Annotated in this window: 17 protein-coding genes; 11 read left to right on the top strand and 6 right to left on the bottom strand. The window is 72.8% G+C overall.

Features of this window, described 5'->3' with window-relative positions:
• From coaA to Q5694_RS12190, 3 genes are all read right to left on the bottom strand, one after another.
• Positions 1-969, bottom strand: coding sequence for a type I pantothenate kinase (gene coaA / locus Q5694_RS12200; protein ID WP_333932945.1), 969 nt, complete (start codon positions 967-969; stop codon positions 1-3).
• A 190-nt stretch (positions 970-1,159) separates the two neighbouring features.
• Complete coding sequence (locus Q5694_RS12195; RefSeq protein ID WP_333932825.1) at positions 1,160-1,498, bottom strand: hypothetical protein; 339 nt, start codon at positions 1,496-1,498, stop codon at positions 1,160-1,162.
• 103 nt (positions 1,499-1,601) lie between these two features.
• On the bottom strand, positions 1,602-6,617 hold the full coding sequence (locus tag Q5694_RS12190; protein WP_443040857.1) for an RICIN domain-containing protein: 5,016 nt from the start codon (positions 6,615-6,617) through the stop codon (positions 1,602-1,604).
• Positions 6,618-7,139: 522 nt separating this feature from the next.
• Here Q5694_RS12190 and glmS point away from each other — a divergent pair.
• Both glmS and Q5694_RS12180 read left to right on the top strand, forming a co-directional pair.
• Positions 7,140-8,987, top strand: coding sequence for a glutamine--fructose-6-phosphate transaminase (isomerizing) (gene glmS / locus Q5694_RS12185; RefSeq protein WP_333932823.1), 1,848 nt, complete (start codon positions 7,140-7,142; stop codon positions 8,985-8,987).
• 164 nt (positions 8,988-9,151) lie between these two features.
• Positions 9,152-9,523, top strand: coding sequence for a holo-ACP synthase (locus Q5694_RS12180; protein WP_333932822.1), 372 nt, complete (start codon positions 9,152-9,154; stop codon positions 9,521-9,523).
• A 15-nt stretch (positions 9,524-9,538) separates the two neighbouring features.
• On the opposite strand, the gene Q5694_RS12175 is transcribed toward Q5694_RS12180, so the two are convergent.
• On the bottom strand, positions 9,539-9,811 hold the full coding sequence (locus tag Q5694_RS12175) for a hypothetical protein (protein ID WP_333932821.1): 273 nt from the start codon (positions 9,809-9,811) through the stop codon (positions 9,539-9,541).
• Between the two features lie 143 nt (positions 9,812-9,954).
• Here Q5694_RS12175 and Q5694_RS12170 point away from each other — a divergent pair, with 143 nt between their 5' ends.
• The 5 genes from Q5694_RS12170 (at position 9,955) to Q5694_RS12150 (ending at position 15,392) form a co-directional block, all read left to right on the top strand.
• Positions 9,955-11,400, top strand: coding sequence for an NAD(P)H-hydrate dehydratase (locus Q5694_RS12170; RefSeq protein WP_333932820.1), 1,446 nt, complete (start codon positions 9,955-9,957; stop codon positions 11,398-11,400).
• Between the two features lie 551 nt (positions 11,401-11,951).
• Positions 11,952-13,121, top strand: a complete 1,170-nt coding sequence (alr, locus tag Q5694_RS12165) for an alanine racemase (protein WP_333932819.1) — start codon at positions 11,952-11,954, stop codon at positions 13,119-13,121.
• Between the two features lie 156 nt (positions 13,122-13,277).
• Positions 13,278-14,534: an alpha/beta fold hydrolase gene (locus Q5694_RS12160; RefSeq protein WP_333932818.1), complete on the top strand. Its 1,257-nt coding sequence runs from the start codon at positions 13,278-13,280 to the stop codon at positions 14,532-14,534.
• The gene (gene tsaE, locus Q5694_RS12155; RefSeq protein WP_333932817.1) at positions 14,503-15,021 is read left to right on the top strand and encodes a tRNA (adenosine(37)-N6)-threonylcarbamoyltransferase complex ATPase subunit type 1 TsaE; all 519 of its coding nucleotides are present in this window, start codon (positions 14,503-14,505) and stop codon (positions 15,019-15,021) included. Before Q5694_RS12160 ends, tsaE begins: the two co-directional genes overlap by 32 nt.
• 167 nt (positions 15,022-15,188) lie before the next feature.
• Positions 15,189-15,392, top strand: coding sequence for a hypothetical protein (locus Q5694_RS12150; RefSeq protein ID WP_333932816.1), 204 nt, complete (start codon positions 15,189-15,191; stop codon positions 15,390-15,392).
• A gap of 43 nt (positions 15,393-15,435) precedes the next feature.
• Here the strand turns inward: Q5694_RS12150 and Q5694_RS12145 are convergent, their stop codons facing one another.
• On the bottom strand, positions 15,436-15,999 hold the full coding sequence (locus Q5694_RS12145; protein WP_333932815.1) for a hypothetical protein: 564 nt from the start codon (positions 15,997-15,999) through the stop codon (positions 15,436-15,438).
• 113 nt (positions 16,000-16,112) lie between these two features.
• Here Q5694_RS12145 and tsaB point away from each other — a divergent pair, with 113 nt between their 5' ends.
• From tsaB to Q5694_RS12125, 4 genes are read left to right on the top strand one after another with little or no spacing between them, the layout of a single operon-like run.
• Positions 16,113-16,766 carry a tRNA (adenosine(37)-N6)-threonylcarbamoyltransferase complex dimerization subunit type 1 TsaB gene (tsaB, locus tag Q5694_RS12140; protein ID WP_333932814.1) on the top strand — a complete coding sequence of 218 codons (654 nt, stop codon included), beginning with the start codon at positions 16,113-16,115 and terminating at the stop codon, positions 16,764-16,766.
• Positions 16,763-17,269 (top strand): ribosomal protein S18-alanine N-acetyltransferase, encoded by a 507-nt coding sequence (gene rimI / locus Q5694_RS12135; RefSeq protein WP_443040856.1) that lies wholly within the window; start codon positions 16,763-16,765, stop codon positions 17,267-17,269. Before tsaB ends, rimI begins: the two co-directional genes overlap by 4 nt.
• Positions 17,262-18,353, top strand: coding sequence for a tRNA (adenosine(37)-N6)-threonylcarbamoyltransferase complex transferase subunit TsaD (gene tsaD, locus Q5694_RS12130; protein ID WP_333932813.1), 1,092 nt, complete (start codon positions 17,262-17,264; stop codon positions 18,351-18,353). The genes rimI and tsaD overlap by 8 nt, the downstream gene beginning before the upstream one ends.
• Entirely contained in the window at positions 18,350-18,607 is a 258-nt protein-coding gene (locus tag Q5694_RS12125) for a hypothetical protein (protein ID WP_333932812.1), read from the top strand. The genes tsaD and Q5694_RS12125 overlap by 4 nt, the downstream gene beginning before the upstream one ends.
• Before the next feature lie 28 nt (positions 18,608-18,635).
• Here Q5694_RS12125 and Q5694_RS12120 read toward each other — a convergent pair whose 3' ends face one another.
• Complete coding sequence (locus tag Q5694_RS12120; RefSeq protein WP_333932811.1) at positions 18,636-20,942, bottom strand: glycoside hydrolase family 3 N-terminal domain-containing protein; 2,307 nt, start codon at positions 20,940-20,942, stop codon at positions 18,636-18,638.
• Positions 20,943-20,979 lie beyond the last annotated feature (37 nt).

The following is a 20,979-nucleotide window of genomic DNA, read 5'->3' as shown; positions in this document are numbered from 1 at the left end:
TCACAGCTTGCGCAGACTGAGCCGCTGCACCTTGTGGTCCGGGCCCTTGCGCAGGACGAGAGTGGCACGGCCGCGGGTGGGGGCGATGTTCTCCACCAGGTTGGGCCGGTTGATCGTGTGCCACATGGTCCGGGCGTAGTCGAGGGCCTCCTCCTCCGAGACCTGCGTGTACTTGCGGAAGTAGGAGGACGGGTTCTGGAACGCCGTCGCGCGCAGCTTGCGGAAGCGGTCGAGGTACCAGTGCTCGATGTCCTCGACGCGGGCGTCGACGTACACACTGAAGTCGAAGTAGTCGGCGAGGCCGACCCGGGTGCGGCCGTCCTTGCCGGGCAGGGCGGGCTGGAGGACGTTCAGGCCCTCGACGATCAGGATGTCCGGGCGGCGCACGGTGAGGCGCTCGTCGGGGACGATGTCGTAGATCAGGTGGGAGTAGACGGGGGCGGTGACCTCGTCCTTGCCGGCCTTGATGTCGGCGACGAACCGGGTCAGGGCGCGGCGGTCGTAGGACTCGGGGAAGCCCTTGCGGGACATCAGGCCGCGGGCCTGGAGCTCCGCGGTGGGGAGCAGGAAGCCGTCGGTGGTGACCAGCTCGACGCGCGGGTGCTCGGGCCAGCGGGAGAGCAGGGCCTGGAGCAGGCGGGCGACGGTGGACTTGCCGACGGCGACCGATCCGGCGACTCCTATGACGAACGGGGTGCCCGCCTGGGAGCCCTTCTCGCCGAGGAACGTGTTCAGCGCCCCCCTCAGGCCGTCCGTGGCGCCGACGTACAGGTTGAGGAGCCGGGACAGCGGCAGGTAGATGTCCCGGACCTCGTCGAGGTCGATGACATCGCCGAGACCGCGCAGCTTCTCGACCTCCTCGGCCGTGAGCGGCAGCGGCGTCTTGTCACGCAGCGCGCTCCACTCGGCTCGGGTGAGATCGACGTAGGGAGTCGCCTCCGGACGGGGCCGGTGGGCGCTCCGGGGCATCGGGGAGACCGGAGAGATCACAGTCCATTGTTAACGCTGTTTGAACGGGGTGGGGGGTGGGGTGCGTCACCCGGGCACGGGTTCACGCGACGGTGCACGCGACCGGGTCGGCGCTGTCGGGGGCTCCAGGTGCGTACACGGCAGTGAGGGCGCCCCCTGTGCAGGGGGCGCCCTCAGCACTTCACTCGTGTCAGCCGACGCTGCCGTACTCCACGGGGAAGTCCGGAGGCCAGGGCTGGCCGAAGTCGAACAGAGACGGGTCCTCGAACGCGAGGGCCGCCTCGCGCCACGAGGGGTTGGCCGATAGGACGAAGCTGTCTCCGTCCGGCTCGATCATCCAGGTGAAGCCCGCATCCCCCGCTTGGAGGTCATGCCGCTCCTTCAGCACCGCGAACTCCGCCTCCGACGCCGGCCGGACATGGATCCCCTTGGGGTAGATGGGCTTGAGGAGCATGAGGTCCACATGGCCGAAGTAGACCTCGACCCGGGTGTCCGTTCCGTCGACGGCGGTGGCGTCGCTACGCAGCAACAGCTGCCTGTGCGACGCCGCGAAACTGACCACTCGGAACAGGCGCCCCTCACGTACGAAATCCGGCATTCTCTCTGTTCTTCCTGTTCTCGGGGTCTTCAGGTCACTGGGCCCAGTCCGGTTTCGGCATGTCCTTGACGAGGCTCGGCGCCTTGTCACCGGGCTTGGTGAAGTACCAGTCGATGGCGTCGAAGTCTCGGCGGCCGAGTATCACTTTGAGACGCAGCGTCGCCACTTCCCATGCTGTGCCGTTGTTGCTCCCGACCTTGGCCACCGTCTGCCAGTCGCCGCCCACCAAGGGCTTCCCGCGTTCGACAAGCTTGCTCAGGGCTTCCGCCGCGGTCTTCGCGTCCGGGACGCCGTCCAGTGAAACGCTCAGCTTCACCGACGGATTGTCCAGCGCCTTCTCCACTCCGACCATCCAGATGGGCCGACCGTCGCTGTTCGGAGCCGACCGGCCGAGCAGCCTGTGGTTGAACGTCCGTGCCGCCGCGCCGCTCAGGCCGCCGGTACCCCCCAGGGTGCCTCTGGCCAGCGTATCGGAGTACGGATTGATCCCCAGAACGATGTGGTCGCCGTCCTTGACGAGTTCCTTGACGATCCCCTCAAGGCACTCGTTGTGTACCAGGACAGGCGTCGAGCCCGTGTACACGTAGTACGTGTGGCTTTGCGAGACCTCGAAGTTGAAGACCTCGACGGGCCCCCTGACCGCCGTGGTGCCAAGGACGCGCGTGACGCCGCCGTCCCGCGCCTCCAGGGAGTCTCCGGCGCGCAGCTCGCCAGCCTCGACCCAGCCGCGTTCCTTCACCCAGAAGCGGTGCGATTCGGTTGCTTCGACCTGGCCGTCGGCCGTTTCGATCCGGACCAGCGAGTCGACGGTGTGGCGGAAGAGGTTGAGCACCGGCCGCAGGGACTTCTTGCCCGTGACCTGGTCCTGCGACCAGACCCGGTCACCGACCTCGATGTCCTCGATGGCCTTGGGACCGTGTTCCGTCGCCACCTTCGTGCCGGCGGGGAAGCACCTGGTCAGCAGGAGCTTCGACGTCACCCCCTCGATGGCGGCTTGGGTAAGGCCGGCGGTGCGCAGAGCCTTCCAGGCATCCTCGATGGCGATGCCGGTTCTCAAGGCGGCATCGAGAGCAGTCACACCATCCTTGATGGCCTTGATGGCGTAGCTGCCCAAGACGATGGTGCCGATGTCGAAAAGTGCCCACCCGCAGTTGCCCAGTGTGCCGCCGCTGCCTGTGGTGATCCTGTCCCAGCAACCGGTGAAGTTCTCGGTGAGGGCCTTGACGAATCCCTTTGCGACAGCGTCGTTGAACTCTTCCTGCGAGATCGTGTAGGTGACCTTTTTGGGCTGAGGCTTCAGCTCGACGGTGTCTAGGAACAGGGTTTCGGAAGCAGGGCATCCGGACTGTACGTCCGGGATATTCGTCGCCGTGCACAGGTAGACATCGACGATCGTCTTGGCGGTGATGTTGGCGGTGATGACGCAGTCACCGACGTGGACGATGACATTGCAGTTTTCCTTGTTCAGGATGTCCGGATCACCGACGGGTTCGACCCGTGTCTTGAAGAAGACACCATCGATGCCACCGGCCCCGGTCTGGATCTCGTCATTGCGGTTCTTGGTCTCGGCTCGCCGAGCCGCCTCCTGAGCCTCCTTGGCGTACTGCTCCGCGTCCTTGGCGGCTTCTTCGGCTTCGGTGGCTGCCGTGTCGGCGCGGTCGGCTGCTGCTCGGGCGTCCTTGGCGGCCTGTTCGGCCTCCGAGGCGGCCGTGCGGGCGGCTTCGGCGTCGAGGGCCGCCTGGTCCGCCGAGTCGCGGGCTTCCTTGGCGTGGTTCTCGGCGCGGCCGGCTGCCTTGTCGGCGGCTTCGGCGTCCTCGGTGGCCTTGCGGTTGTACTCGACGGTGCGGGCCAGGGACGCGGCTGCCTTGGATGCGGCCTTGGCGGCCTCCGCGGCGTAGCCGAGGGCCTCCTTGGCGTAGGTGCGCGCGGTGGCTGCGTGCCCGGCCGCGTTGGCCGCGTGCTGGTAGGCGGCCTTCGCGTCGCCCTGTGCCTGGTCGGCGAGGTTCTTGGCCGCCGATGCCTCCGCCGCCGCGTTCTTGGCGTGGGCGTCGGCGACGGCCTGCTGGCGTTCGGCGATCGACTTCGACGCCTGGCCAGTGAGGACCACCAGGCCGGCGGCCGAGTCCTTGTCGACGTAGGGGGAGCCGAGCTGGATCGCGTCGTTGGCCGGCTTGGCGACCTGCGCGGCGGCCTTTCCGGCGTCGACGGCGGCCTGGGCGGTGACGTGCGCGAAGCCCGCGGCCTTCGCCGAGGCGGCCAGGGCCTTGCCGGCTTCCTTGTTCGCCTGGTCCGCCTGGGACTTGGCCGTCTTGGCCTGCTTCTCCGCCTCGTCGGCCATCTCCACGGCCGTCTTGGCCTCGGCGGAGGCGTGCTGCGAGGCCTTGATGGCGTCGGCGGCGGCGCTCGTCGCGGTCTTCACCGCGGCGTCGGACTTCAGCTTGGCGGCCTGCGCGGCATCGGCGTGGGCGCGGGAGCGTTTGGCCGCCGCCTCCGCCCGGGTGGCCGCCGCATCGGCGTCCGCCGCCGACTTGGTCGCGGCATCGGCTTCGGAGCGGGCCTTGCCGGCAGCCGTCTCGGCATCCGTGGCGTGCTTGTCGGCCGCGTCGGCCGCCGCCCGGGCCTCCTGGGCGTTGCTGTCGGACTCGTGCGCCTGGGCGTACGCCTCCTTCGCGTCGGCCTTGGCGCGGGCCGCGTCGGCCTTCTGCTCGGCGTCCCACGCGTCGTCGCGCAGGTCGCGGGCCTTGTCGCGGGCCTTGACCGCCGCGTTCTTCTTCTCGACCGCCGTGCCCTCGGCCGCCTCTGCCTTGTCCTTGGCGTCCTTGGCCTTGGTGGCTTCGGATTCGGCGTTCTTCTTGTGCTGGGCGGCCTCGGCCTGTTTGGCGGCGGCCGTCTTCTTCTCCGCCTCGGCCGTCTTCTCCTCGGCCTCGGCGGCCAGGCGCTTGGCGTGGGCCTCGGCGGCGGCCGCCTTGGCCTGTCCCTCGGCCTTCACCGCGTCGGCGAGCTTGGCCTCCGCGGTCTCCTTGTCCTTCTTGGCGTTGTCGCGGTGCACCTTCGCCGCGTCCGCTGCGGCCTTCGCCTGGGACTCGGCCATCGCTGCGGCGGCCTTGCGGAACTCGGCCTTCGACTGCGCCGCCTGCGCCAGCGCGCGCTGCGCGATGGTCGCGCTGTCGCCGGCGGAGGCGCGGGTGGCCGCCTCGGCGGTTTCGCCGGCCTTCACCAGCGCTTCCAGGGCCGCTGTCGCGCCCTTGGTGACCTGCGCCTTCTGCTGACCCACCAGCAGCCCACGTCCCCGCGGTGCGCCCGCCTCGTCGGCGACGCCGTACGCGGCCTTCTGCGCGACGTCGGTCGCGGCGGCCGCCTTCTTCGCCGCGGCCAACTGGGCCTTGAGAACCTCCAGCTGCTTCTTCGCCTGCGTCTGCGCCGCCGTGACGCCCTTCTTGGCCTGGTCGAACTGCGCCTTGTCCGGGTAGAACTGGGTGTCCGCGCCGGCATGGCCCTTGGGTACGACCCGGAACTTCTGCGGGTTGGTGCCGTTGCACCCCCACAGCCAGGCGTTGTGGCTGTTCTCGAACTTGTTCAGGTCCAGGCACTTGTCCGTGGCGACGTTGCGCAGCTCACCGGCGGCGCGGACGTCGAGTGCCCACTCCTGCGCCTTGCTGTCGTTGCACGTCCAGATCTGGATCTTCGTGCCGTTGGCGGGGTTGCTGTTCTCGACGTCCAGGCACTTGCCGGACTTGTAGTTGACGAGGGAGTAGGTGTCAGGGGAAGCAGTGCCCAGCTGCCACTGCTGCCCGGAGGAGTTGTTGCAGGTGTAGATCTGCACCGGGGTGCCGGAGGCGGTCTTTCCGCCTTCCGCGTCCAGGCACTTGCCCTTGGCCGCCTCCACCTGGATGACGGCAGGGGAGTCACCGATCCAGCCCGCACCGCCGGGAGCCCAGTAGTCCTGCCAACGGACCAGATGGTCGGCGACCCACGAGTGCCCCAGCAGGTTCCCCAGCGCCTTCGCACCGCCGGCGAGAGCGCTGGTGGCCTCCTTGCCGGACTTCAGGATCTGGTTGCGCTGGACCGCCTGTGAGGCGATCTCCTGCTGCCACTCCGACGTGGCGGTCTCGGTGATGCCGCCCAGAGCCTTGTTCGGGTCGATCGGATCCCGCCAGGCACATGACGCGTACCGGCTCTTCAGGTCCTCGACCGCGATCCGGTACTCGGCCGTACCGGGCTCGGGAGCGGTGCGCGGAAAGCCACCGGAGGCAAGAAAGAGCCGGGCGTCATCGGCGCCCTTGCCGCCGAAGGTGTCGAGCAGCCCTTCGAACGCCCGCCCCTCCCGGTACTGCCGCTGCCACTCATCCGAGGGCAGGTCCGGGTCGTGGGTCTCTTCTCCGTAGAGCGGAGTCCCCAGGTCGGTGACAGCCTTCAGGGTCTTCTCGTCGGCCCTGGGTGTGGGGTCCTCGTAGAAGTCGGACTCGGTCTTCCAGAACCTGTCAGCGATCCACTCGGTCAGGCCCGTCTGGCTGTGGAAGTCCTTCTCTTCATCGCCCGGGCCTCCGGGAGGCGAGTGGAACGCCGCGACCGTGAACCCGCCCGGAGTCTCCAGGCCGTGAAGAGGCTTCGACCACTCGTCCCGAAGGCCGTTGACGACTTCGAGTTCCCTCCAAGCCACGTCCTTGTCCCGCTCGTACGCCACGGCCAGTGGGGTGTCTTTCCAGTGCGCCCGGTTGGCCAGCGTGTGCAGCTTGTCCGGCGGCTGGTTGAGCCCGTCCTGCGCGACGGTGGCCATGGTCGGCCCGCCCAGGCGCAGGACCTCCGCCATCAGGCACTGGTCCTGCCGCAGTTGTTCGGCCGCCGTGTCGTCCGACCAGTCGGAGGAGCCGCCCGCCGGGGAGGCCGCCTCCGTGCCGGTGCGTCGGTCCGGCACTCCGGGCTGCACGGCCACGCCGGCCAGTACGGCCGCGACCGCGGCGGATGTGGCGACGGCCGTCAGCAGCCGTGGTCGGCCGGATCTGGGCAGGAATCGGGATATGGGCAGGAAAGGCCCTGGTCTCGGGCGCACGAAACGTCCCCTCGTCGCAACGGAAGGCGCACGGGGGCCGTCGGAGCAGCCGAGGAGAATCGCCTGGCGAACCGTCGGCATCAGGCCTGCCGGTACGTCTCTCCGCCTGTGGCGACGATGTCCCCCCGGTCGCCTGGTGAAGCGCTGTGCGGCCGAGTGGTCAGCTCCGCCGAGCGCGACGATCATCCTATGTACGGCAGTTCGAATCGACCAGCATGGTTTTCTGGGTCCGGCGAGGTGTGGCGCAAAAGCGTCTCCGGACGCGCACCGGCGTGACCGGTGCAAGTGTCGTCAGGTCGCGTGTGGTTGACGTGTTCGTTTCGTGAACATGGCGTCGGATCCGAGGTGCACGGGGCGGAAATCGTCCAGAACCCGTCCATGCCCCTACGGACGGCCCGTGTGTGTCCGGTGGCTCCTGGGTGTGGCGTGTGAGCGGGTGGCCCCCGCTTAGCCCGGTGGAATTTCCGAAATCGGGCACGGAAAGCCCTGTTCGGCCCGGGGGTCGACCCTAAGCTGCCGCCCATGTGTGGAATCGTGGGATACGTGGGGCCGCAGTCCGCGCTCGAGGTCGTGATGGCCGGGCTCAGGCGGCTGGAGTACCGGGGTTACGACTCCGCCGGTGTCGCCGTGCTGGCCGACGGCGGGCTGGCGACGGCCAAGAAGGCCGGGAAGCTGCTGAACCTGGAGAAGGAGCTGGACGGCAGGCCGCTGCCGACGGGGCCGACGGGCATCGGCCACACCCGGTGGGCCACCCACGGCGGTCCGACCGACGACAACGCCCATCCGCACATCGACAACGCGGGACGCGTCGCGGTCGTGCACAACGGCATCATCGAGAACTTCGCCGCGCTGCGGGCCGAACTGCAGGAGCGCGGACACGCGTTGTCCTCCGAGACCGACACCGAGGTCGTGGCGCACCTGCTCGCCGAGGAGTTCTCCTCCTGCGCGGACCTCGCCGAGGCGATGCGGCTGGTGTGCCGTCGGCTGGAAGGGGCGTTCACGCTGGTCGCCGTGCACGCCGACGAGCCCGGCGTGGTGGTGGGGGCGCGGCGCAACTCGCCCCTGGTGGTCGGCGTCGGCGAGGGCGAGGCGTTCCTCGCCTCGGACGTCGCCGCGTTCATCGAGCACACCCGGTCCGCGATCGAGCTGGGCCAGGACCAGGTCGTGGAGCTGCGCCGGGACGGCGTGGTGGTGACGGGCTTCGACGGCCGCCCCGCCGAGGTGCGCTCGTACCACGTCGACTGGGACGCCTCGGCCGCCGAGAAGGGCGGCTACGACTACTTCATGCTCAAGGAGATCGCCGAGCAGCCCAAGGCGGTCGCCGACACGCTGCTCGGCCGGATCGACGGCTCGGGTTCGCTGACCCTGGACGAGGTGCGGATCCCGCCGCGCGTGCTGCGCGAGATCGACAAGGTCGTCATCGTGGCGTGCGGTACGGCCTTCCACGCCGGGATGATCGCCAAGTACGCCATCGAGCACTGGACCCGGATCCCGTGCGAGGTGGAGCTGGCCAGCGAGTTCCGCTACCGCGACCCGATCCTGGACGCCCAGACCCTGGTCGTGGCCATCTCCCAGTCCGGCGAGACCATGGACACCCTCATGGCGCTGCGGCACGCCCGGGAGCAGGGCTCCAAGGTGCTGGCGATCTGCAACACCAACGGCTCGACGATCCCGCGCGAGTCCGACGCGGTGCTCTACACGCACGCCGGTCCCGAGGTCGCCGTCGCCTCGACCAAGGCGTTCCTGACCCAGCTCGTCGCCTGCTACCTGGTCGCGCTGTACCTGGGCCAGGTGCGGGGCACCAAGTGGGGCGACGAGATCCGGGCGGTGATCCGCGACCTGTCCTCCATCTCCGGGGCGGTGGAGCAGGTGCTGGGGACCATGGAGCCGGTGCGGGAGCTGGCGCGCACCCTGGCCTCGAAGAACACGGTGCTGTTCCTCGGACGCCACGTGGGCTACCCGGTGGCCCTGGAGGGCGCGCTGAAGCTGAAGGAGCTGGCGTACATGCACGCCGAGGGCTTCGCGGCCGGCGAGCTGAAGCACGGGCCGATCGCGCTGATCGAGGAGGACCTGCCGGTCGTCGTGGTCGTGCCGTCGCCGCGCGGGCGGTCGGTGCTGCACGACAAGATCGTGTCCAACATCCAGGAGATCCGGGCCCGGGGCGCGCGGACCATCGTGATCGCCGAGGAGGGGGACGAGGCGGTCGTGCCGTACGCGGACCACCTCATCCGCGTACCGGTCACGCCGACCCTGCTGCAGCCGCTCGTGACGACGGTCCCGCTGCAGGTGTTCGCCTGCGAGCTGGCGACGGCCCGGGGCAACGAGGTGGACCAGCCGCGCAACCTGGCGAAGTCCGTGACGGTGGAGTAGCGAGCGAGCGAGGGAGGGAGGGGCGGGACGGCTCCGCTGTTCGCCCCGCCCCGCCCTTCCGCGGCCGGTGACCACCAGTCGACGGGGCCGATTTCCTCGGTGCGGAGCCGACGTCGACGGTCTCCCGGGGCGACGGTGGCCGGGCGGGCCGTAGGGTGCTGCGCATGAGCATCATCGGGGTCGGCATCGACGTTGCCGAGATCGACCGGTTCGCGGCGTCCCTGGACCGCACGCCCGCGCTGGCCCGGCGGCTGTTCGTCGAGCGGGAGTTGCTGCTGCCCAGCGGGGAGCGTAGGGGCGTGGCCTCCCTGGCCGCGCGCTTCGCCGCCAAGGAGGCCCTCGCCAAGGCGCTCGGCGCGCCGGCCGGACTGCTGTGGACCGACGCCGAGGTGTACGTCGAGGACAGCGGCCGGCCCCGGCTGCGGGTGAGCGGGACGGTCGCCGCCCGCGCCGCCGAACTGGGCGTGCGCTCCTGGCACGTGTCGCTCAGTCACGACGCGGGCGTCGCCTCGGCCGTGGTGATCGCCGAGGGGTGAGCCGCCCTCCTCCTGCTACGACATCGCCCAGAGCAGTACGGCCGTACCGAGGACGCCCGCCGCCCCCAGTGCCGTACCGGCCGCCGCGGGCCACAGCCGGCCCGTGCCCGCGCGGGCGTGGTGCAGGCCCGTCAGTCCGAACGTGACCGCGAGCGCTCCGGCCAGGACGGTCCAGGGGATCAGGAAGAACCACGTCCCCACGGCCGAGAGGACACCGAGGACCAGGGCCGTGGGCCCCAGTGCGGTGGCGGGGCTGTCGCTGTCGCCGGGCGCCGTCGAGCTGGTCATGTCTCGCCATCCCACTTTTGAACGAGTTCAAAACTTGGGGCGAGCATACGCCCGGAGGACGGCGGAGCGTCGATCGGTCCGACACGGACGCGTGCGCGGGGCGGTGGGGAGTGGCCGCGGGGGTGTGCGGGAAACTCGACCGCATGCGTACTGCGTACAGCGTGGAGACGGTCAGGAACGCCGAACGGCGGCTCATGGCGCGGCTGCCGGAGGGGGCGCTGATGCAACGCGCCGCCGCCGGGCTCGCCGCGGCCTGCGCCGACCTGCTGGGCCGGGTGTACGGGAGCAGGGTCGTGCTGCTGGTCGGCAGTGGGGACAACGGGGGTGACGCGCTGTTCGCCGGGGCCCGGCTGGCCCGGCGCGGAGCCGGCGTCACGGCGGTGCTGCTCGCGCCCGGCCGGGCGCACCCGGCGGGGCTCGCGGCCCTGCGGCGCGCCGGGGGCCGGACGGTGGCGGGCGGCGGTTCCGCCCGGGTGGAGGAACTGGTGGAGCGGGCCGACCTCGTCGTCGACGGCATCGTGGGGATCGGCGGCAAGGGCGGGCTGCGGCCGGAGGCGGTGCCGCTGGCGGCCGCCGCGGAGCGGTCGAGCGGTGCCGTCGTCGCCGTCGACCTGCCGAGCGGCGTGGACGTCGCCACGGGTGAGGTGCGGGGCGTGGCGGTCCGGGCCGACCTGACGGTGACGTTCGGGACGCACAAGCCCGGGCTGCTGGTCGACCCGGCGCGCGAGTACGCGGGTTCGGTGCGGCTGGTCGACATCGGGCTGGAGCTGCCGGCCGAGCCGGAGCTGGAGGCGTTGCAGCACGCGGACGTGGCGCGGCTGCTGCCGGTGCCGGGGGCCGGGAGCGACAAGTACCGCCGGGGTGTCGTCGGGATCGCCGCCGGCTCGGCGCGCTACCCGGGGGCCGCCGTCCTGGCCGTCTCCGGGGCGCTGCGCGGCGGGGCCGGGGCGGTGCGGTACGTCGGGCCGGCCGGGGACGCGGTCCTCGCACGGTTCCCCGAGACGCTCGTGTCGGACCGGGGGCCGAAGCACGCGGGGCGGGTGCAGGCCTGGGTGGTCGGGCCCGGGGCCGGGGACGACGCGGCGACGGTGGCGGAGGTGCTGGCGGCGGACGTCCCCGTGCTGATCGACGCGGACGGACTGCGGCTCGCGGACGCCGGAGCGGTGCGGGAGCGCCGGGCGCCGACCCTGATGACGCCGCACGCCGGGGAGGCGGCGGCCCTGCTCGGCGTGGAGCGCCGGGAGGTCGAGGAAGGGCGGCTGGGCGCGGTGCGGGAGCTGGCCCGGCGGTACGGGGCGACCGTGCTGCTCAAGGGCTCCACCACGCTGGTGGCCGACTCCGGGGGCGGGGCGGTACGGGTGAACGCGACCGGCACGGGCTGGCTGGCCACGGCCGGGAGCGGGGACGTGCTGTCCGGCCTGGCCGGCTCGCTGCTGGCGGCGGGCCTGACGGCGCTGGATGCGGGAAGTGCCGGGGCGTACCTGCACGGCCTGGCCGGACGGCTGGCGGCGGACGGGGCACCGGTGGGAGCGCACGACGTGGCCGACACGCTCCCGGCGGCCTGGCGCAACGTGAGGGGCCGAGGCTGACCGGAACGCGGTCCTCCGCCTGACGAGGTCTTCGCCCGGTCGGTGTTCTGGGCCGGGTGAGGGCTTGGTTCAGTCGGTGTTCTGGGCCGGGTGAGGGCTTGGTTCAGTCGGTGTTCTCGGCCGGGCGAGGCCCTTGCCCAGCCGACGTCCTTGTCCGTTCGACATCCTCGTCCAGCCGACGCCCTCGGCCGGGGCGAGGCCCGGGTTGCCGGTCGAGAGCGGCGCGTCGCCGCCGGCCGGGGGGTGGCCGCCGGCGGTGACCCGGGCCGGCCGGCGCCCGGGGTCGCCGGCGGTGGGACCACCACCGCACCCCGGCGTGACGGCGACCGGCAGCCCGCTCGGTGTCGAGTCGGCACGCCTGCGCCCGGCACGCCTCCTCCGTCGTCCGGCCGGGACGGTGTCGCTCCGACCCGGGCTTCGGGAGGAGCCCGAGCCCCCCGCTCCGGCCCGGAGCATGGGGCCGGCACCCCGGCCCCCGGCTTCGTTGATCTTGGTTCCGCGGGCGGGCCGCTGCCGTCGGGGGTGTGGGGGGCTCTGAGACACTGGGCGCGATGAGCGAGAGAACAGCCCCCCGGACCGCGCCCCTGCGGGCCCGTGCCGAGATCGATCTGGCCGCCCTGCGAGCCAACGTGCGCGCCCTGCGCGCCCACGCGCCCGGTGCGGCCGTGATGACCGTGGTGAAGTCCGAGGCGTACGGCCACGGGGCTGTGCCGTGCGCCCGTGCCGCCCTGGCCGCCGGGGCGACCTGGCTGGGCACCGCCACCCCCGAGGAGGCCCTCGCCCTGCGCGCCGCCGGGCTGCCGGGCCGGATCATGTGCTGGCTGTGGACGCCCGGCGGGCCCTGGCGCGAGGCCGTCGAGGCCGACCTCGACGTGTCCGTCAGCGGCATGTGGGCCCTGCGGGAGGTCACCGAGGCCGCCCGGCACGCGGACCGGCCCGCCCGCGTACAGCTCAAGGCCGACACCGGGCTCGGCCGCAACGGCTGCCAGCCCGGGGACGACTGGGCGGCCCTCGTGCGCGAGGCGCTGCGGGCCGAGGCCGAGGGGCTGCTGCACGTCACCGGACTGTGGTCCCACTTCGCCTGCGCCGACGAGCCCGGCCACCCCTCCATCGCCGCCCAGCTCGGCCTGTTCCGCGAGATGGTCGCCTACGCCGAGGCGCAGGGCGTGCGCCCCGAGGTGCGGCACATCGCCAACTCGCCGGCCACGCTCACCGTCCCCGGCAGCCACTTCGACCTGGTGCGCACCGGAATCGCCACCTACGGCATCTCGCCCAGCCCCGAACTGGGCGTCCCGGCCGACTTCGGGCTGCGGCCGGTGATGACGCTGTCCGCCTCGTTGGCCCTGGTCAAGCGCGTCCCGGGCGGGCACGGCGTCAGCTACGGCCACCACTACGTGACGCCCGGCGAGACCACCCTCGGGCTCGTTCCGCTCGGGTACGCGGACGGCGTCCCGCGGCACGCCTCCTCGGCCGGCCCGGTACTGGTCGAGGGCAAGTGGCGTACGGTCGCCGGGCGGGTCGCGATGGACCAGTTCGTCGTCGACCTGGGCGGCGACGAGCCCGCACCGGGCGCCGAGGCGATCCTCTTCGGCCCCGGGGACCGCGGGGAGCCCACCGCCGAGGACTGGGCCCAGGCGGCCGGAACCATCGCCTACGAGATCGTGACCCGGATCGGAACGCGTGTTCCTCGCGTCTATGTGAATGAGGAACAGGACGGGTAACTCGCACAGGGAGTCCGTCACCCGGAGAACGGCAGTCACCGAAGCACCACCGGCACCAGAAGGCACAGGACCCCAGGTCAACCAAGGCACCACCGGCTCGGCGAGCCACCCGACAACGCGAGCCACCCGAAGCGGCCCGGCGAAGAGGAGCGGTACGTGAGCGAGAGCAGTGCGGAGGTCGTCGTCGACGTCGCCTCCGCGGCCGTCGCGGCCTCCGCCGCGGGGGCGGCGGGAGGCTGGCGCCGGGCGACCGGTCTCGCCGGCGTCGCGATAGGCGTGGTGGCCACGGGCGCGGCCGCCGGTGTCGCCCTGGAGCGGATGACGGTCGGCCGCGGCATACGGCAGAAGGCCCGCCTCGCACTGGACTCGGCCGGGCCGTACGGCGCGCTGCGCGGGATGCCCGGCAAGGCGTCCGCCGACGACGGCACGGAGCTGTACTACGAGGTCGACGACGTCGACCCGGACGCCGCACCGGCCGCGGGCCCGCGCCGCCGCAGGCTCTTCGGCCGCAAGGTCCCCGCCCCCGTCACCGTCGTCTTCAGCCACGGCTACTGCCTGAGCCAGGATTCCTGGCACTTCCAGCGGGCCGCCCTGCGCGGCGTCGTGCGGACCGTGCACTGGGACCAGCGCAGCCACGGCCGGTCCGGGCGCGGCGTCGCCCAGAACCGGGACGGCGAACCGGTCACCATCGAACAGCTCGGCCGCGACCTGAAGGCCGTGATCGACGCGGCCGTGCCCGAGGGGCCCATCGTGCTGGTCGGGCACTCCATGGGCGGGATGACGGTGATGGCGCTGGCCGACCAGTACCCGGAGCTGATCCGCGAGCGGGTCGTCGGGGTCGCCTTCGTGGGGACGTCGTCGGGCCGGCTCGGAGAGGTCAACTACGGGCTGCCGGTGGCCGGCGTCAACGTGGTGCGGCGGGTGCTGCCCGGGGTGCTGAAGGCGCTGGGACAGCGGGCGGAGCTGGTGGAGAAGGGGCGCCGGGCCACCGCGGACCTGTTCGCGGGGGTCATCAAGCGGTACTCGTTCGCCTCCCGGGACGTCGACCCGGCCGTCGCCCGGTTCGCCGAGCGGATGATCGAGAGCACCCCGATCGACGTGGTCGCCGAGTACTACCCGGCCTTCAACGACCACGACAAGACCGAGGCGCTGGCCCACTTCGCCGACCTGCCGGTGCTCGTGCTGGCCGGCGTGCAGGACCTGGTCACGCCCAGTGAGCACAGCGAGGCCATCGCCGACCTGCTCCCGGACGCGGAACTGGTGCTGGTGCCGGACGCCGGGCACCTGGTCATGCTGGAACACCCGGAAGTGGTCACCGACCGCCTCGCCGACCTGCTCACCCGCACGGGTGCCGTGCCCGCAGGGGCTACCGTGAAGGGCTATGGAAGCACCAGCACCGCACAGCCCGGCTGAGCCCGGATCCGTCCAGACCGTCGTCACGTCCCCCGAGCAGATGCGGGAGCTGGGCCGCCGGCTCGCGAAACTGCTGCGCGCGGGCGACCTGGTGATGCTGAGCGGGGAGCTCGGAGCGGGCAAGACGACGCTGACCCGCGGGCTGGGCGAGGGGCTCGGCGTGCGCGGGGCCGTCACCTCGCCGACCTTCGTCATCGCCCGCGTGCACCCCTCGCTGGTCGACGGCCCGCCTCTCGTCCACGTCGACGCCTACCGGCTCTCCGGCGGGCTGGACGAGATGGAGGACCTGGACCTGGACGTGTCGCTGCCCGAGTCCGTGGTCGTCGTCGAGTGGGGCGAGGGCAAGGTCGAGGAGCTGACCGAGGACCGCCTGCAGGTCGTCATCCACCGCGCGGTCGGCGACACGACCGACGAGGTCCGGCACCTGACCGTCACCGGCGTGGGGGAACGCTGGGCCTCGGCCGATCTGAGCGTCCTCGCCGCCTAGACATGGACACAGCCCGTGACGCCGTCCGGCGGTCGGGCGCGGTCCTGTGAACGTTCCGACAAGACGTCGGCATGATGTTGCGCTCGGCGTCTTGTGCGTGGTCACATGGTACCCAGCTCGTAGTTAGGTGTGCCTAACTTCCGCCCCCGGCGCTTCAGGAGGCGTCCATGTCGGCTACAGAGAGCAAGGGGCGGCCGCTGCCGTTCGCGGTCGCCGGGATGTCCATGCGCGACCTGCTGGCGGCCGGCGAGGCGGCGGCGCTGATCTCCACACCGCCGCGCGCCCCCGAACCGGGGTTCTCCGAGCCCGCGGAGGGCCGCCGGGAAGCCGCCCAGCCCCGGCGGCGGGCGGCCGCCCGGAAGGCCGCCTGATCCGTCTCTCGTCCGCCTGGTCCGCCTGTGCGCCCTGGTCCGGCTAGCGGACGACCACGACCTTGCGGCCGATCGTCGCGAAGGTCCACATCGCCGAACCGTCCGCACGCGACTCGCGGATGCCGCCCGTGCGCACCTTCGCGGGGGGCGCCGCCGCGGCCCTCGCCTCGTCCACCGCCGCGCTGAAGCCGACGACCACGCCGTCCACGCTGGTGAAGCGCACGACGTGCTCCACCGGGATGCCGTCCGAGCCGGTGACCGCGCCCGAGCGGGACGTCACCGCGTAGCGGCCCGGGGGCGGGTCGACCGCGCTCGGGTCGACCTCGAAGGTGCGCGCCACCTTGCCGTTCGCGCCGACCAGCCACACCCGGTCGCGGCGCAGCGAGTACACGACCCGTGCTCCCTGGCCGGAATCCGGCGGCAGGGCGGTGGGGTCCTGCTCGGCCCGCGGCGCCTTCGACGTACCGGCGGCCGGTGCCGCTCCCGTCACCGCGGCCCGGGCCGCACCGGCCGGGAGGGCCTCGGCCGCCTGGTGGGCGAGGTAACCGACCGTGGCGAGCGCCGCGGCGGTGAGCGCGGCCACGATTCCCGAGCTGCTGGCTGCCACCGGCGCCCACCTCACGTCGTACGTCGCTGTCGTGACGGTAGGTGACGGTAGCAGCAGGTGACGGCCCGGCAGGTACGTCCGACACGGGGCCCGGGGAGCCGTAGGCTGTTTGCGTGCTCTTGCTCGCTCTGGATACCGCCACACCCGCTGTCACCGTCGCGCTGCACGACGGCGAGGACGTCATCGCCTCGTCCAGTCAGGTCGACGCCCGGCGGCACGGGGAACTGCTGCTGCCGGCGATCGACCGCGTGCTCACCGAGGCCGGGCTGACGCTCGACGCGGTCACCGGGATCGTCGCCGGGATCGGCCCCGGCCCCTACACCGGGCTCCGGGTCGGTCTGATGACCGCGGACACCTTCGGGCTCGCGCTCGGCGTCCCCGTCCACGGCGTGTGCACGCTGGACGGCCTCGCCTACGCCGCCGACCTGCAGGGTCCCTTCGTCGTCGCGACCGACGCCCGCCGCAAGGAGGTGTACTGGGCGCGCTACGCCGACTCGCGCACCCGCCTCACCGACCCGGCGGTCGACCGGCCCGCCGACATCGCCGCGCAGGTCGAGGGCCTGCCCGCGGTGGGCGCCGGCGCGCTGCTCTACCCGGACACCTTCCCGCGGGCGCACGAGCCCGAGCACGTGTCCGCCGCCGCCCTGGCCCGGCTGGCCGCCGAGCGACTCGCCGCGGGCGAGGAACTGCCCGCGCCGCGGCCGCTGTACCTGCGCCGCCCCGACGCCCAGGTCCCCAAGAACTACAAGGTGGTCACCCCCAAGTGACCGGAGCCGAGACGTGCGCGCTGCGCGAGATGCGCTGGTGGGACATCGACCCCGTGCTGGAGCTGGAACGGGACCTGTTCCCCGAGGACGCGTGGTCCCGGGGCATGTTCTGGTCGGAACTGGCCCACGCCCGCGGGCCGGAGGCCAACCGCCGCTACGTCGTCGCCGAGAGCGGCTCCCGGATCGTCGGGTACGCCGGGATCGTCGCCACCGGTGACCAGGCCGACGTGCAGACCATCGCGGTCGCCCGCGAGCTGTGGGGCACCGGGCTCGGCGGCCGGCTGCTCGCCGAACTGCTGCGCGCGGCCACCGCCTTCGAGTGCGCCGAGATCATGCTGGAGTGCCGCGTGGACAACGTCCGCGCGCAGAAGCTCTACGAGCGCTTCGGCTTCGAACCCATCGGCGTCCGGCGCGGCTACTACCAGCCGGGGAACGTGGACGCCCTGGTGATGCGCCTGACCACCCCCGAGAACTCCGCACAAGGAACCGAGATCAATGGCTGACGAACCCCTCGTACTGGGAATCGAGACCTCCTGCGACGAGACCGGCGTCGGCATCGTGCGCGGCACCACCCTGCTGGCCGACGCGGTCGCCTCCAGCGTCGACGAGCACGCCCGCTTCGGCGGCGTCGTCCCCGAGGTGGCGAGCCGCGCCCACCTGGAGGCGATGGTCCCCACCATCGACCGCGCGCTGAAGGAGGCGGGCGTCGGCGCCCGCGACCTCGACGGCATCGCCGTCACCGCCGGTCCCGGCCTGGCCGGCGCCCTGCTGGTCGGCGTCTCGGCGGCGAAGGCGTACGCGTACGCCCTCGGCAAGCCCCTGTACGGCGTGAACCACCTCGCCTCGCACATCTGCGTGGACCAGCTGGAGCACGGCCCGCTGCCCGAGCCGACCATGGCGCTGCTGGTCTCCGGCGGGCACTCCTCGCTGCTGCTGTCCTCCGACATCACCTCCGACGTCCGCCCCATGGGCGCCACCATCGACGACGCCGCCGGCGAGGCCTTCGACAAGATCGCCCGGGTGCTGAACCTGGGCTTCCCGGGCGGCCCGGTCATCGACCGCTACGCCAAGGAGGGCGACCCGGAGGCGATCGCCTTCCCGCGCGGCCTGACCGGCCCCCGCGACCCGGCCTACGACTTCTCCTTCTCCGGGCTGAAGACGGCCGTGGCCCGCTGGATCGAGGCCCGGCGGGCGGCGGGCGAGGAGGTGCCGGTGCGTGACGTGTCGGCCTCCTTCCAGGAGGCGGTCGTGGACGTGCTGACCCGCAAGGCCGTGCGCGCCTGCAAGGACGAGGGCGTCGACCACCTGATGATCGGCGGCGGCGTGGCCGCCAACTCCCGGCTGCGCGCGCTCGCCCAGGAGCGCTGCGAGGCGGCCGGGATCCGGCTGCGGGTGCCCCGGCCCAAGCTGTGCACGGACAACGGCGCGATGGTCGCCGCCCTGGGTGCCGAGATGGTCGCCCGGGGCCGTGCCGCGTCGAGCTGGGACCTGTCCGCCGACTCCTCACTGCCGGTGACGGAACCGCACGTCCCGGGCCACGACCACGACCACGTGCACGAGGTCAGCAAGGAGAACCTCTACTCGTGACGGTCGCCCTGATGTGGGAGGCGCGGGCCGTGCCCGGGCGGGGCGAGGACCTGCTGGGCTGGGCCCGCGCCCAGGACCTGTCCCGCGAGCCGCTGCGCCGCGAGACCCTGCGCGCCCCCCAGGACCGGGTCCTGGTCATCACCTGGTGGGACGCCCCGTACGACGCCGACCTGCCCGAACTGCCGGAGCCGGACCGGGAGCTGGTCACACGGGCCGTGCACCGGTGGCGGTTCGAGTCGGTCGACGCCGGCTGACGCGGAGTACCGGGCCCGCCCGCGGGGCTCACCGGACGGGCGACACCTCCGTCTCGCAGCGCAGCCGGCGGTCCGCCCCCGTGACCCGGACCGGGCCGGTGAGCGTGAGGTGCGCCGTGTGGCGTACGTCCGTGCTGGAGGCGGCCAGCCGCAGTTCCAGGGCGCCCGGCTCGACCACCCTGCGGCCCGAGCGGTCGGTGAACGCCGAGAGGTCCGTGTGGAAGCGGAACGTCACCCGGGCCGCCTCACCCGCCGCCAGCGCCACGCGCCGGTAGCCGACCAGCCGGACGTCGGGCCGGGTCACCGAGGCCACCGGATCGTGCAGGTACAGCTGCACGACCTCCGCCCCCTCCCGCTCGCCGGTGTTGCGGACCGTCACGGACAGGTCGCAGGCGCCGTCCGTGCCGATCTCCACCTCGCCGCCCGCCACGTCCTCCCAGGTGAACGCCGTGTACGAGCGGCCGTGGCCGAAGGCGTACAGCGGGGTGGGGTCCAGGTTGCTGACCTCTCCCGCGAGACCGAGGGGCGGCTGGAGATAGGTCCAGGGCTGGCCACCGGGCACCCTGGGCACGCTGACGGGCAGCCGGCCCGAGGGGTTCACGCGGCCCGACAGGACGCCCGCGACGGCCGGGCCGCCCTCCTCACCGGGGAAGAAGGCCTGGACGACGGCGCCCAGCCGGCCGTGCCAGCGGCCCAGCGCGTAGGGGCGGCCGGTCAGCAGGACCAGCACCACCGGGACGCCGGTGGCGAGCAGTGCGTCCAGCAGGTCGCCCTGGGCGCCCGGCAGGGCCAGGTCCGTGGCGTCGCAGCCCTCGCCGGAGGTGCCGCGGCCGAACAGGCCCGCCCGGTCGCCGAGCACCGCCACGCACACGTCGGCCTCGGCGGTGCGGGCGACGGCCTCCTCGAAGCCCGACCGGTCCGGGCCGGTCACGTCGCAGCCCTGCGCGAACGTCACCTTGGCGTCCGGCAGTTCGCCGCGCAGCGCCTCCAGGACGGTCGGGATCTCGATGCCCGTCGGCACGCCCGGGTGGTGGGTGAGGACATGGGAGGGGAAGGAGTAGCAGCCCAGCATGGCCAGGGCGTCGTCCGCCCGGGGGCCGACGACCGCGATCCGGGTGCCGGAGGCCAGCGGGAGCAGCCCGCCCGGGTTGTCGAGCAGGACGACGGACTCCTCGGCCAGCCGGCGGGCCAGGGCCCGGTTGCCCGGCGGATCCAGGGTGACCGGGCCGTCCGGCTCGGGGGCCCAGTCCGCGTCCAGCAGGCCCAGCTCGCACTTCTGCAGCAGGACGCGGCGGGCCGCGCGGTCCACCAGCTCCTCGGGGACCCGGCCGGAGCGGACGGCGTCCAGCAGGGGCGGGCCGTAGCACTTCAGCGTGGGGAGTTCGACGTCGATGCCGGCCGCCAGGGCCGCGTGGGCCGCCTCGGCCGGGGTGCCGGCGACCCGGTGCAGGGTCTGCAGGAAGCCGATGCCGAAGTAGTCGGCGACGACCGTGCCGGTGAAGCCCCACTCCTCGCGCAGCAGCCGGGTGAGCAGCCCGGGGTCCGCGGAGGCCGGGAGGCCGTCGGTCTCCGTGTAGGCGGCCATCACCGAGCGGGCCCCGCCCTCGCGCAGGGCCATCTCGAACGGCGGCAGCGTGACGTCCGCGAACTCGCGCAGACCGGCCCGCACGGGGGCGAGGTTGCGGGCGCCGGCCGAGGAGGCGTACCCGGCGAAGTGCTTGAGCGTGGCGACGACCCCGGCCGACTCCAGCCCTCGCACGTAGGCCGCGCCGACCGTGCCCACCAGGTACGGGTCCTCGCCGATGGTCTCCTCCACCCGGCCCCAGCGCGGATCGCGGACGACGTCCAGCACGGGTGCGAGGCCCTGGTGGACGCCGACCGAGCGCAGGTCCTCGCCGACGCGGCGGGCCATCTCCTCGACCAGCGGCGGATCCCAGGTGGCGCCCCACGCCAGCGGGACCGGGTAGGCCGTGGCCTGCCAGGCGGTGAAGCCGGCCAGGCACTCCTCGTGCGCGATCGCCGGGATGCCGAAGCGCCCGGCCGCGGCGATCCGCCGCTGGGCACGGGCCAGCGCCCGCGCGCCGAGCACCGGGTCCACGGGGGCGGTGCCGAAGGGGCGCGTGAGCTGGCCGAGGCCGTGCGTGATCAGCTCGTCCCAGTCGTACTCGACGGTCATGTCGTGCTGGTGCGGTGCGACCCCCTCGCCGTCCGTCTCGGCGCCCACCCAGACGCCGTACAGCTGGGCGGTCTTCTCCTGAAGGGTCATCCGGGAGAGCAGGTCGTCGACGCGGGTGGCGGCGGGCAGGGCGGGGTCACGCCAGGGCGCGGTGGTCATGAAGCTCCTGTCGGGTGGACGGACGGCCCTCTCACGA

It is taken from the genome of Streptomyces sp. AHA2, from assembly GCF_036857595.1.
Lineage (GTDB): Bacteria > Actinomycetota > Actinomycetes > Streptomycetales > Streptomycetaceae > Streptomyces.
Note: the sequence above shows the minus strand (reverse complement) of the source record. Positions and strands in the feature narration are given on the sequence as shown.